General features: G+C 70.2%; 7 protein-coding genes. 1 reads left to right on the top strand and 6 read right to left on the bottom strand.

Translation table 11 applies throughout. The annotated features are described in order from the left end of the window. Positions 1-460: 460 nt before the first annotated feature. The 6 genes from drmC to DEJ43_RS28810 form a co-directional block, all read right to left on the bottom strand. On the bottom strand, positions 461-1,222 hold the full coding sequence (gene drmC / locus DEJ43_RS28835; protein WP_015036926.1) for a DISARM system phospholipase D-like protein DrmC: 762 nt from the start codon (positions 1,220-1,222) through the stop codon (positions 461-463). Continuing rightward, positions 1,219-3,129 (bottom strand): DUF1998 domain-containing protein, encoded by a 1,911-nt coding sequence (drmB, locus tag DEJ43_RS28830; protein WP_015036925.1) that lies wholly within the window; start codon positions 3,127-3,129, stop codon positions 1,219-1,221. Before drmB ends, drmC begins: the two co-directional genes overlap by 4 nt. After that, the gene (drmA, locus tag DEJ43_RS28825; protein ID WP_015036924.1) at positions 3,126-6,986 is read right to left on the bottom strand and encodes a DISARM system helicase DrmA; all 3,861 of its coding nucleotides are present in this window, start codon (positions 6,984-6,986) and stop codon (positions 3,126-3,128) included. The genes drmB and drmA overlap by 4 nt, the downstream gene beginning before the upstream one ends. 125 nt (positions 6,987-7,111) lie before the next feature. After that, positions 7,112-9,364 (bottom strand): sigma factor-like helix-turn-helix DNA-binding protein, encoded by a 2,253-nt coding sequence (locus tag DEJ43_RS28820; protein ID WP_015036923.1) that lies wholly within the window; start codon positions 9,362-9,364, stop codon positions 7,112-7,114. 133 nt (positions 9,365-9,497) lie between these two features. Beyond that, complete coding sequence (locus DEJ43_RS28815; RefSeq protein ID WP_015036922.1) at positions 9,498-9,971, bottom strand: hypothetical protein; 474 nt, start codon at positions 9,969-9,971, stop codon at positions 9,498-9,500. Between the two features lie 3 nt (positions 9,972-9,974). After that, positions 9,975-11,291: an AAA family ATPase gene (locus DEJ43_RS28810; protein ID WP_015036921.1), complete on the bottom strand. Its 1,317-nt coding sequence runs from the start codon at positions 11,289-11,291 to the stop codon at positions 9,975-9,977. A 117-nt stretch (positions 11,292-11,408) separates the two neighbouring features. Here DEJ43_RS28810 and DEJ43_RS28805 point away from each other — a divergent pair, with 117 nt between their 5' ends. Then, positions 11,409-13,058 carry a restriction endonuclease fold toxin-2 domain-containing protein gene (locus tag DEJ43_RS28805; protein ID WP_015036920.1) on the top strand — a complete coding sequence of 550 codons (1,650 nt, stop codon included), beginning with the start codon at positions 11,409-11,411 and terminating at the stop codon, positions 13,056-13,058. Positions 13,059-13,132: the final 74 nt, after the last annotated feature.

Raw genomic sequence — 13,132 nt, 5'->3', positions numbered from 1 at the left:
TCGACAAGCCGCATGGCTCTACCGACCGGAAGCGGTCGCCGCAAAGCGGGCCAAGCACACCGACCGAGCCCCCCCGACTCCGGGGCGGCCGCTCGAGCGGCGCCCTCGTCCTGTATGGCGAGGGACTAGCCAAGGCTGCACGATGCGACCACGACGTCCACGAGTGCTTCACCGCCGCCCGCTACGCTTACCCTGCGGGGCATCTGGACGCATTCGGCTGCCCGAGCATCTCTACCGCTCGGCGGAGGTGCACCTTTGACGGGGTGCCAGGCAGACGCCTGAACCAGGGAAACGCCGGAATCGGCAACCGCCTCCGGAGCCGTGTGCGGAGGTTCGAAGCCTGCCGGGGGCACTTCGCATAGAGTGCCGAAAGGCTCCGTGATCGGCGGAAACGCTGCCAGCGAGGTCTTGGTGCCTGCCATGAGGTCTGGATGCTGTTCACAGTGAGCGGCCCCAGACTTCACCAGTAGCGCTCGAGTACTCCCCGACGCTGGAGCTCCTGCACATGCTCGGCCGCTCGCGCAGGTGCGGAGCCACCAGTGATGAGCACGCCTGCCTCTATGTTGCGGTCGACTCCCGAGAGGGTGAAGTTCGCGCTCGTCGTCAGGAGCGTATGTCGGTCCGCCACCGCCAATTTCGCGTGGGTCTTGGCCCCCTTATCGGTTCTGCGGACTGTGGGCCAGTGCCAGAGGCGAATCCCGGTCACATCGGCGAATGCCGTTGCGGGCTCCACTCCCGTGAGGGCGTTGCCCGCGCCTTGCAGGGTCTCCACGACGACGTCGACGACGACACCCCGGGCGATCGCGGCCCGAAGAGCTCCTTCCAGCGGCGCGTAGCGTCTTGCCGAGTAGGTCATCAGTGTCAGCTCGGCTTTCGCCTCCGTGACGAGCTGGAGCAGCACCCGGGCTGTCGATCTCACCGGGACGCGATGGGTCGACGGCCCGCTCCACACCAGGGAGACGTCTTGTTCAAGCGTTCTGAGTTCGTATCCGGCGGCGAGGCCATGCAGGTACGCGGCTGCCTCCTGCGGTGACGCCCCGTCGGTCACCGCGGCGTCCAGGACCGCGGCCGCTGCCTCCATGTAGCCCGTGGAGGCACGGGTCGTCAGCAGCTCTGCCCGGGGGCTGCCCGACGCCATGGCGTCGGCCAGCGTCCTGAGTGCTTCGGCACCTATCGAGGCCAGTGCTTGCGAGGCTGCCGAGTGCAAGGTCGCCGGTTTCACTTGAGGCCCTGGAGAAGAACGAGTTCCGGGTCGTCGATGGGGACGACGAATCGACGGTCCAGGAACCGGTTGCCTCGTTCACATGTCGTTTCGGAGACGAAAAGGCAGACATGGCAGGCCGCGCCGTGCAGGAAGTCCTCGTGCGGGGGGCGGGGCAGCCGGTCCGCACAGAGCGGGTCGGAGGAGCAGCGCTGGGCGTCCCTGAGCGCACGCTGGACGATCCGTACGAACTTCTCCGGCTCGGCGAGCGACACCAGGCCGCCCAGCGTGCCCTCCGCGTCCGGGACGGCCGTGTAGATGAGGATGCCGGTACGCCGGTCGTCCTCGCGGCCCGCGTAGATCCGTTCGGACAGGCTCGCCGAGGAGTAGCCGCATTCCAAGGAGATCGCACGGATCAGCAGGTGCGACAAGGTGTGCAGGGCGATATAGCGGGCCCCGGGCCAACCACGCAGGGGGTCGTCGGCGTCCTGCACCCTTCCCGAGTACCGGTTGCGGCGGAACTCGACGTAGGCGTCGCGATGCGCCGCGAGAGCGGCGGATCCCGCGACGCGCTGCTCCCAGTCGGCGACCAGGGAATCCGCGACGCGCAGGAAGATCCCCTCGCCGCGCACCTCGCTCGCCGGCACCCACGAGGGAACCCGGGCACGGGACAGCGGGGCACGGGCGACGAGGGTCGGATCCTCGGGGTCCGGCGCGTCGAGCCGAGTGAATCCGATGAGCGCGCGCACCTCTCGCAGCCGCTCCGCCTGGACCACGTGGGAGAACACGCCGCTCAGGGCCGAGGGTACGGGGACGTCGTGGAGTGCGAAGTCCTCGGTCGGTTCGGGTACCTGCGGGCTGGTGAAAATCTCCCACTCGGGGGTCAGGAGGTCGGGGTACGCGGGAGGCTGCGCGGCCGCCGTGTCCTGGGCCCCCGAGCGCTGTGCCTCGATCGCCTCCCACACCTCGGGCTGGCTCCATTGGTGCAGGGGGCGGAACTGTTGGAGCCCCCAGAAGGCATTGAGGATCTCGGGAGACGTCGCAGCCTGGAGATCCCCCCACAGCTGCTCGACCTTGCCCTGGAGGGCGCTGCCGCTCGTCGGGGGAACGGCGAGCACACTGAGGGTCTGCGCGAACCACTGGTTGGAGGCACCGATGACCAGCGGCTTGGGAGACTGGCGGCATCCCTGGGGGGCGAACGTCGCCAAGTGAGGGTGTCGGCCCCGGCAGCGCGGCAGGGTGGACTCACCGCGCTGCCCCATGGCGTCGCGGATGTTGCGGTCCTTGCCGCAGTTCACACAGCGCACCTTGACGTTGGCCGCCTGGTTGCCGCCGTGGTCGAGCATCTCCAGACGGGGATGACTCGCCTTGTCGCACTCGCCTCCCCGGTGCACGAACCAGGTGTAGGGAAAGTCGTCCAGATGTCCGTCGGAGCAGGTCAGGACGAAACGAGCGGCCACCGCGAGCGGACGCTTGCCCTTGCGCTTGGCCGTGCAGCTCTCGTGGAAATAACGGGCGCGATCGGGACGGCGCGGTGTGGCGTTCTCGAACTTGAAGATCTTCGAGTCCAGTCCGCCGAGCGCGTTGCAGGCGGTGCAGCGGAGCCACTGCGGGAACGGGAGAACGGGCACTCCCACTCGGGCGGCGGGGCCGTTGGGGTCGGAGTCCGTCCCGTCCGTCCAAGGGGCCGGCCGCAGCTGGGTGACCTGTGATCCGTTCTGGTCGCCGAGGAGTCCGTTGACCGCCCGCAGGAGCCGAGGCTCCTTGAGGTCCGTCCAGTCGAAGGAGTCGTAGTTCCAGTCGTCGATCCCCCTGACGAGTACGGCGAAGTTGGGCAGGTCGACGAGCGCGCCGACACCGCCGGTGAACATCAGATGGCTGGGGCGCACCGATCCGACGCGTCGGCGGTACTGGGGCTGGTCCGTCATGCCTGGGCCTTCTTCCCGTGCTGCCCGGCGGCTCCGGATCGGGTGTCCAGGACCGCGCCGGTCTCGTCTCCTTCGGGCGATTCCTCGTCCCCGGTGCCGTCTGGTCCACCAGAGCCGGAGTAGCTCCAGTCGGGGGCTCCGCCGACCACGTCGAACAGACCGCTGCCCGGCAACAGCAGATTGATCTCGTTCTCCGTCTCACGCATCGACTGGGCGACCGTGAGTTCGTCCCAGCCGGCGCCCGTCGCCCGGTTGAGCAGTCCGCTGAGCTGTTGCCCCTGCCACTTGGCCTCTTCGTAGCCGAGACGGGCGCTGCCCTGTTTCTTGCGTGCCCAGGCGTCCTTGAGCACCTCGATGCGTTCGGACAGGTAGCCCCGCGCCCGTGGGCCGCCCACGACGTCTGCCCGGGCCAGGAAGCGCTCGGTGACGCTCTGCGCGATCGCGCCGTCCAGGTCCACGTCGTACGCGTCCTGGTTACGGGAGTGGGGTGCGGTCGCGTTGCGTACGGCAGCGATCCAGGCGGCCGCGGTCGTGCGGTCCAGGGAGCGGCGCGCGAACGGGGTGACGGAGAGGGCCTCGACCTGCCGGTAGAAGGTGGCGTGGTAGTGGCCGAAGTTCTCGAAGTGCGCCAGGTCCCGGGGCCGGGTCCAGTTGTAGAGCGTGACCACGAGTCCGGGGCGCTTGGCGTCACGGCCCACGCGCGAGGACGCCTGGATGTACTCGGCGGTGTTCTTGGGCTGGCCCACCACCAGCATCAGGCCGAAGCGGGACACGTCCACACCGACCTGGAGCATGGAGGTGGCGAGCACCACGTCCACGGCCCCGGCCCCCTCGTTGCGGAGGCCCAGCTTCGACACGTCCAGACGCTGCTTGTGTTGTGCCGCCGCCTTCAGTTCCTCGACGACCGCCTGGCGGCGGATCGTCGTGTCCATCTCTTCGTCGAAACCGACCTCCAGTCGGGCCAGGACCTCCGTGATGTCGCCCGAGGAGATGCGGGAGGTGAGCTCCTGGACGGAGAGCATCTCGGTCCGGCGGAGCAGGCGGTTCGAGAGCCCCTTTCGGGTGCCGTGGACACGCACGCGCGTGGAGATGTCGTCGTCCAGGAAGCGCCGCATGCCGGCCAGTTCACGGGTGGCGTTGAAGTAGCCGACGAGCGTCATGTAGGGGTCGGCGACGGCTCCGTGCTTGTCGAACAAGGTCTGGCCCGCCAGCAGGAGGATCTCCGCCACCCTGATCTCGGCCTGCTTCATCCTGACGCCGTGGGCGCAGATGCCTAGGTAGCGACGGCCCGGAGCCTTCTCCGAGAGCTCGACCTGCTGCGAGAAGAACGTGTCACCGATGTCGATGACCTGGGGCGGGAAGATCGCCGACTTCCGTGCGAAGACGCCTGTGATCTGCTCCGCCGCGCGTTTGGTGGTCGCCGTGGAGGCGACGATCTTGGGCCCGACGAGCCGGAGGCCGCCGTCCGGGGCGGGCGCACGCCAAGTGCACAGCTCGTCGACCGCCGCCTCGAAGAGCCCGACCGTCGTGCCCAGCGCGCCCGAGATCAGGTGGAGTTCGTCCTGGATGATCAAGTCAGGCGGGCGCAGCCGGGTCACCTCCGTGCTCTTGACGGCCTCCAGCTTTCCCTTGGCGTGGTGCCTTTCGCCGCACTTCGTGCGGGCGTCGAGATCGGCGTGTCGGTAGCCGTGGCGCGGGCAGAGGTCGGTGACCCGGCCGAAGAGCATGCCCGCCGCCCCGCGCCACGGCAGCTGCGCGAGCTTGTCCACGGTGGCGATCAGCAGGCTGGGCGCCAGCCGGTAGATCTCCTCGTCCACGGTGAGGATGGGCAGGCCCTCGCGGGGCGAGCGGCGCTTCGAGAAGGGGCAGGCGCCCTTGCCCTCGCCGTTGGCGCAGTAGAGGAGGACTCGGCGCAGGTCGTCGTCGGGGTGCAGGTCGTCCTGGGCGTTCAGGGCCGTGCCGCACCACGGGCAGGCGAGGGTCTGGAGCACCTTGGCGCCCCGCCCGCTGCCCGCCTGCTTCGCCTCGGCGATCTGCTGCGCGGCTTCCTCGTAGCGGTTCGGCGAGACCGCTCCGCCGACCCACAGCCCGATGCGGAAGGGGGTGGCGCCCCACCGGTAGTCGCCCCCGTCGTACGCCTCACGGCGCAGAACCTCGGCGGCGCAGACCAGCGCGGCGGCACGCTGGAACTGCTGGGCGGTGAGCAGGCGCAGGGTGTACCGCATCAGGACGGCCACTCCCGCTTCGCCGCTGCGTGCGTCCTCACCTGTGCCGATGGTGCCCTGGAGTCTGCGGATGGCGAAGGTGAAGGCGGCGAGTCCCAGGTACGCCTCGGTCTTGCCGCCACCGGTCGGGAAGAACAGGAGGTCGACCAGGGCCGCGGGCGAGGCCTCCCGCTCCGCCGAGGTGGGATTGGCTAGCGCCCTCAGGTTGAGCAGGAAGAACGCCAGCTGGAACGGGCGCCAGGACGCGGCTTCCGGGCCCTGCTCCGCGACCCGCTCGCGCGCCGTCTCGAAGCCGAGGCCCTCCCGCTCGCGGAGGGCGGCGATGGCCGTGTGGCGCCGCTGGAGGGCCATGGCCCGGTTGGCGAAGCGGAATGCCTCCAGGACGTCCGGACGGTCGGGGTGCGACAGCAGGTCCACGCCGAGCGCGATGCGGACGGACGAGTCCCGGGCCTGCCGTACGGCGTTCAGGGCGCTGTTCCGGAGGGTTCGTGGCAACCGCTCGGCCTCGGACTCGCGCTCGTCGAGCCACGCGCTGTACCCGTCCGCGAGCGGGGCGAGAGCCTCTCGCAGTGCCGCGGGAGGCAGTTGGGCGAGCTCGTCCATGGAGAGCTCGAGACCGTTCAGGTGCGTCGTCTGCCCCCCGGACGGGGCGATCGTCGCCGGTACGTCGTGCGCGGGAAGCCAGGTCGTGGTGAGGGCGCGTGCCCGGCGGCTGCCGTCCTCGCGGACGACGTCCACGGCGACGTTGCGGCCCGCCGCGTGCTTCAGGCGGTCGCGGTAGAGGAGCGTGAGGTGCTGCTCCTCGGGGTCGTCGAGCCCCCAGGCGTCCTCGTCCTGCGACGCATCGTCGAGAGGGTCGGAGATCGGCAGGAAGACGGCGGAGCCCCCGTCCAGGGCCGTGACGTGCAGCTCGGTCTGGAACAGCCAGACCGTGTCCTTGGCCGCCGCGGGCTCTTCCTGGGCGTTGACCAGGGCGAGCTCCACGACGCGGGTGGGGCCGGCGGGCCCGGGGCGGTGCCGGACCTCGGCGAGCAGACGCACTCCGGGCGCCTCCGGGTCCTCGGAGGTCAGCGGCAGCACCTGCCGGGCGGGACCGTCGAGCCGGACCTCACGGGTCTCCTCGACCTGCTCCCGCGTCCACGTCGACCGCGCGACGCCCTCGTCGTTCAGCACCTGGGAACGGTGGTAGCGGCCCCAGCGGGCCCTGACGGAGATCGCGTCCACGCCCTCGTCCGCCGGTACGGCGCACATGAGACCCATCGAGGAGGCCCACATGCGCCCGGCGTTCTGCGTGGTGAGCCGTTCGGGAAGCCCCTGGTCGGTGCCGTCCCCCTCGCCGTCGGAGTCGTCCAGGGTCTGGGTGTCAGCGGCCGTGAGCGAGGTGGACAGCGCCCGCTTGGGTCCGATCAGCCCCACCAGATAGCGGTCCCTGGGGCCGGCGGCCCGGTGGTCAAACTCCTCGTCGGAGCCGTCCCAAGGCCCCAGCAGGTCACGGCTGATGAGCTCACCCAGCTCCTCCCTGACCTGGTAGGACGTCGCGGGGTTGAACGACTGCGATACCTCACGGACCCGCTGGAGGAGGTCCTGCTCCAGCGATCCGGGCGACACATCGGCGTTCTTGGTCGGCGGCATCCGCGGCGTCCCCTTCTCGTCCCTCGTACGTGGCCCCGTGCGGGCCGTTCGGTCGTGCGGCTGTGCCGCCGGGACCGTGACGACCCGCCACGGTCCCGATGCTAACGGCCTGCTCCGACAGCCAGTCAGTTCACTGGAACAGTCCCGGTCAGCGCCTGCTCAAGCAGCCCGACGATGTCCCGGTCCCCTCGGTCACCGAGGTGCTGGAGAAGAGCGGTCGCTTCCTGCCCGGGGCCCATGCCGGTCCGGAGCCCGATGACGTCGATCGCTTCGGACGCAGTCACGGCGGCGGTCCAGCCGGTGAGCCGGGCCGCTCTGGCCTCCGGGCGGGCTTCCGGCTGCGCGGCCGGCAGCCGCAGCGCCGACAGCTCCCCATCGGTCACGTTGAGGAAGACCTGGTCGCCGACGGTTGACCCGATGTGCTCCATCAGCGGACGGATCGATCCGAGTACGGGCTGGGTCCGCCACTGGAGCACGCTCTCGCCGGCCTCGTGCCGCAGTTGGATCGGCTCACAGGCGGGCGCGGCACCGAGGTGGGCCGCCCAGCCGGACGGGACGGGGGCGCCGGAACCTCGCAGGTGGTCCCCGGTGACCTCGAAGCGGTACCACCAACGGCCGTCGGTGCCGACGAAGCACCGTCTGGTCCCGGCCACGTCCTTGCGCGGGTTGTACGGAGCGGCTTCGCCGTCACTCGGCTGCTCTGTGGCGAGCCCCACCCAGCCGCGTCGGGTGCGCGTGAACTCGGGTGCGGCGAGGTTCGTACGTACGGAGGCCGGGACGACGTCGAAGCGGCCGCAGATCGCGTCGACGAGGGCGTTGACCTCGATCTCTCCGCCGGCCTGCCGGATCTCCCGGGTGATCATCTCCCGGATGCCCAGGTACTCTTCTCCGCCCCACTGACGCAGCCCGTACAGGTTCCGGTCGAGCCGGACGAAGCGCTCGTCGGTCCAGATCTGGTTGCGCATGCTGTTGATGGTGGTGCCGTCGGCGAGCCGGTCGTGGATGTCCTCCATGGACATCGGCGCTCCACGCAGGGAGAGCACGGCCACCGCGCGGTCGTTGACCGATCGGCCCCAGTACAGCATGTGTCCGTCCATGGTCTTGAACCGGCCGATCTCGGCCGCCCAGTCCGCCAGTACCTCGGCCCGGACTCCGTGGTGCTCACCGACGGCGACGGCCTCGTCCCACGCGAGCGGGGTCCCACCGCAGGCGGCGAGCAGGTCGTTTGCCATGGCCGTCCTCAGCGCTGCGTTCCCCTGGACGATCCACTCGCCGTCGACGGCGCGGTCGGGCAGGAGGCGGGCGACGACATCCCTGAGCGGCAGGCCGAGCGCGTCCACGGGCCGGGGGTGGTCGGGGTGCATCGTATGGACCTCCGCGAGGCGTCCCACCGCGCCGAGACGTCCCGCGACGACGGCCAAGTGCGAGGCGAAGGCACGGCCTTGCTCGTCGTACGCGAGCCACTGCGCGATCGAGTCCAGAATGGACCGCTCCAGCTGACGGACGCGCTCCCGGCTGACCTCGAAGCGGTCGCCGAGCGCCGCAAAGGTCTCCGGCTGCTCGGCGAAGATCCGCCGCGCGGCGATCGTACGCTCCCTCTCGTCCCAGGTGGAGGCGTAAGCGGCGAAGGCCGCGAGCGGGGTATCCGCCAGGTTCAGGTGGGCGGCGGGAAGCTCGCTGCCGGGCTGGGCCTCCGCGTCCGCCGACTCGGAAGCCCTCGGCTCCGACCCTTTCCCCACCACGTCTTCCGCCGCCGGCTCACCGGCCTCGGCAGCCGGTGGTGCGGCGACTTCCTCGGGGGCGCGCTGCGCGGGCAGGGCGACGGGCTCCGGCACGGCGGCTGCCGCAGAGCGGCGCTCGGCACCGTCCCGCGCCCCATGCTCCTCCGGCGTCTCAGCAGAGTCCTGTTCCAGCTTCCGGAGCACCGCGAGGGCCGCGCGCACCTCGGCCGGCGCGTCGGCGGGCAGCCACTCGGAGATCACGGCCACCGCGGCCCGGGCGTCCAGGGTGGCACGGGGCGCGCTGCGCCCGTGGAGCCGGTCGAGCAGCGCGCGTACCAGAGCGGCGAGCGCCTCCTCGCCGGCCTCTTCCGCGCTCGTGTGCGGCGGGACCGCTTCGGCGTCCAGGAGCCGCGACACGGGGAGGAGTTCGCGGGTCCGGATCTGCGGCCACAGGGCCCGAAGCGCCCGGGCCACGACGTACGCCAGCGCCGGGGATCCGATCGTCCGCTCGGCCGTCGTGAGCGGGGTCGCGTACCACCAGCCGAGCGGGAGCCGCTCCTCGCCGAGCCGCTCCGCGAGCGCATGCGGGTCGGCGTACCGGAGGGCGGGGACGAGGTCGGCGAGGCAGGTTGACGCGTGGGGCGCGGGCGAGGTCATGATCGGGCGGCACTCCTGGGAAGGGGACGACGGCCACGGCTGACGTGTTGTCCATGACCTTAGGAGCCCCCACTGACAAGCCCCCATGATCACGACATGTCACCGCTCTGACCAGGGGTGGAGCGGATTTCCGTCAGGTGTGCGCGGCCAGTCCCCCGTCGAGCGTCCACACCGTGGCCTCCACCCCGGAGGTACGGGCGAGGTAACGGTCGCGCTCGATGAGGATGTTGACGTCTCCGCAGCCGACCCTGTTGACGGCATGGTCGACCAGGCTCATTCCCGAGCTGCCGCCCGCGATCAGCGCTTCGAGGTGGGCCGCGTTCCACTCGACCTCGTTCAGCGCCCACGGCGCCTCACCCGCCACGACCAAGCGCAGCACGGCGACGAACTTCTCCGCGCAGGTGCGGCGCTGAAACCCGTCGGCCAGCTGCGCGATGTGGTTGCCGGTCTCGATGACGGCGGTCACCGGGAGCAGGAGGTCGCAGTCGTGCGCCGCCAGCTTTCCCCGCAGTTCTTCCCTGACCTTCTCCAGGTCCTGGCATTTGCCCGGCACCTCGAGGAGGTTGCACAGGATCGACGTGTCGACGAATTCCACTCGGCGGGCCATGCCTCACCCGATCCCGAAGAGCCGGTTGAACTCGCTGTAGTCGCGCTCGGCCCGGCCGGTCAGGTCGAGTCTCCCTCGGGTGACGACGTCCCCCAGGGACCCGGCCGCCATCGCCTTGGGGTAGCCGTCGAGCTCGGTGAGCCGGGTGAGTCTGCTCGTACCCGTCTTCCGGTCACGGGAGCACACCACGACCCCTTCGTGGTCGGTGCTCTCGAGGGCGGAGAGGAGTGCCGGACTGTGGGTGGTGACGAGGACCTGGGTGCCGTTCGCCGCGCTGGCGTTCCGTACGAGCCTAAGCACTTGGGAAGCCTGGGTGGGGTGCAGTCCGTTCTCCAGTTCCTCGACCACCATCATCAGGAACGTCCCCTCCTTGAAGCTGGAGGAGGGCGAGGAGCCGAGGTCGAGCCCGTCGCCGCCGGTGAGCAGTGCCGTGGTGACGGCGAGGAAGCGGAGCATGCCGTCGCTCATCTCACGGGCGGGGGTCAGCCCGAGCGCGCCTTCGTCGAGCGCGAGCATCACGTCACCGAGTTCGGACTTGGTGACGGACAGCCGTTCGATGTCGTGGTCGGCAAGGTCCCTGAGCTGGTGCACCAGGGACTCGAACAGCTCGGGCTGGGTTCGCTGGATCCCGCCGACGGCGGCCGAGAGGTTCTCGGCGGTACGGCGGAGGCGGCTGTCCCGGGACTGGACGTACTGGCGCATGAGGTGCGGGACCGGGTCGAGGTGGAACACTCCGACGAGGGCGGCCAGCATGGCCTCGGCGCACCAGATGGTCTCCCACTCCCCCTCGCTCTCGCCGGCGACGCGGCCGGGGAGCTGGGAGGTCAGCAGACGGGAACCGCGGAAGGGGCCGCTGGGGTTCTTGCCGGGTTTGCCGTTGTGCCAGGACGCCTGGATGTCGCCGGAGTACGGGCTCGGCTCGCCGCTGACGAGGATCTTCCGGGGTCCCTTGGCCGTACGCCTGGTCAGTCTCTCGTCGATGATCCGCACCTCGGGCTCCACCTGGACCGTCACGTCCAGGTCCAAGGGGCCGTCCTCAGTCCGTACCGTGCAGCCGAGGGAGAACCGGTCGGATCCGTGCGGCACGCAGCCGGCGAGACCACCGCGCACCGGTCCGGAGGAGCTGCGCCGGCTCTCCAGGGCCTCGATGACGTCCTCGCCGCGGGCGAGCCTGGACAGCACTTCGAGGCCGTCGAACGCGTTCGACTTGCCGCTGCTGTTGCGCCCGATGAGGACGGTCAGCGGCGCGAGCGGGAACCTCTCGTCCCGGAAGCTCTTGAACGCGGTGAGGCGGACCTCTTCGATGGCCAGGGCAGTCACACCGGCCAAGTTACCGCAGCGCACTGCCGTCGCACCTGGTTGTCGTCGCCGTGCGATAGAACTGTCGTCACACGGTCCATTGTTCGCACCCGCGATGCGGGGCACGGGAGGGGCGAAGTGACGAGTGGGCTGGCACCACACCTCAAGTTCATCGCCGAGGGGATGATCAAGGGCGCGATGGGCCTGACCGACACCATGCGGGAGGCTCGGGACACCGCCATCGCCCTGTACCACGAGCTGGACCGGCAGCGCGGGATGGCAGGGGACGACGACGCGGGGCGCGCGTTCGCGAAGGTGTATCGATCGGCGGCCGCCGCCACGCTGGACAAGATCGGCTCCAGCTCGTACGTGCTCGGCGAGGCAAGCCGCGGGCTGATGCGCAACGCCCGCGAGTTCATGGCCCAGGAGAGCGCGGTCGTGGCCGCGCTCCTCGGCAGGCAGGCCGATCTGACCGCCGGCATGGGCGACCCGGGGGACGGCTGTCCCGAGAACTACCTCGGCCTGGGCCGGGAACTGCCGGAGACGGTCGGGGAGACCGCGTGGTACGAGCAGTACGCCCCCGGCGGCGGCAGCGACCGCTACCGCGGATCACCCGAGAAGCTGCGCGAGGTGGCGGGGTCCTGGCGCCGTGGCGGCAGGCTGATGCTGCGGTTCCTGGAGGACGCCCAGGCATCGGCCATGACGGCCGACAAGGCGCACTCGGGTGAAGCCGCCGACGCGTTCCGGACGTATTTCAAGATGTCCGTCGGACTGACCTGCCCGCCCGGCCAGGTCCAGGAGGACGAGCCGCTCGTCGCCAACCTCGTGGCCGCCTGCAACGAGATCGCCAAAGCCTGCGACCGGTACGCCGAGCACGTCGAAGCGGCCGAGTCGGCGATCCGGCAGCACAAGCTGGACCTGTTCGCCGTCGACATGCCCTGGGACAGTCCGATGTTCGGTGGGAACGGCTTCGACGGGGGCCTGCTCGACGCCGTCCTGGGAGACCCGTGGATCCGTCGCCTGGGCGAAGTGGGGCATGCCCTGGACTCTGCCGAGAAGCGGGTACGGCTGCCGGAGGGCGGTAAGGCGCCAAGCTCACCAGGGCTGCCGTTCCTGCCTCCGCTGATCCCCGTTCCGGTGCCGGTACCGGCGCCCGTGCCGCTCGTCCTCGCCTCGTACACCGGCGGGATGCCGGGGATCGTGCCCGCGGTCTACCGGGACCCCGATCCGGGCATCCCGTGGCGGGATCCGATTCCGCCGGCCGCGGCTCCTCCGCCACGGTTGCTCACGCCGGAGGAGCGGAAGGACTTCGTCAGCTGGGTCAACGGCCTGAAGGCGGCGGGCTTCGGGGGCAAGCCGGACGCCACCACTCCGGAGAACGCCTACCAACTGCGGATCGCCGGTTACCCCGAGCGGATCATCCCCCTGCCCGCCGACTACGAGAAGCCCGCGATCGGCGCGGACGGCATGCGGCCCGCCGACGGGATGATGGTGGACGCCAAGTACGTCAAGGACGCCGACGACGACTGCCGGAAGAGCACCTGGCGTCGCCAGTCCACGTTCGAGATCGAGGACGAGTACAAGGAGGACGGGACGAAGAAGTGGAACAAGAAGGACGTCCTTATCGGCAAGGACGAGGGTGAACTCGAGAAGTACCGCCAGGCGATGAACGAACACGAGCAGATCCGGGGCCTGGAGATCGTCACCAACGACAAGGAGGCCGTGCCGTACTGGCAGACGCTCATGGCCCTTCAACAGGTGCCCGGCACTGCCCGCTATGTGAAGTGACGCCGGGCTCACCGACCCCGAGTCCGCCCCGGCTTCCCGCTCCCGTTCCCGTTTCCCTTTACCTCTCCTCCCGC

The organism is Streptomyces venezuelae ATCC 10712 (assembly GCF_008639165.1).
Lineage (GTDB): Bacteria > Actinomycetota > Actinomycetes > Streptomycetales > Streptomycetaceae > Streptomyces > Streptomyces venezuelae.
This window is presented reverse-complemented; position numbering and strand designations above follow the sequence as displayed.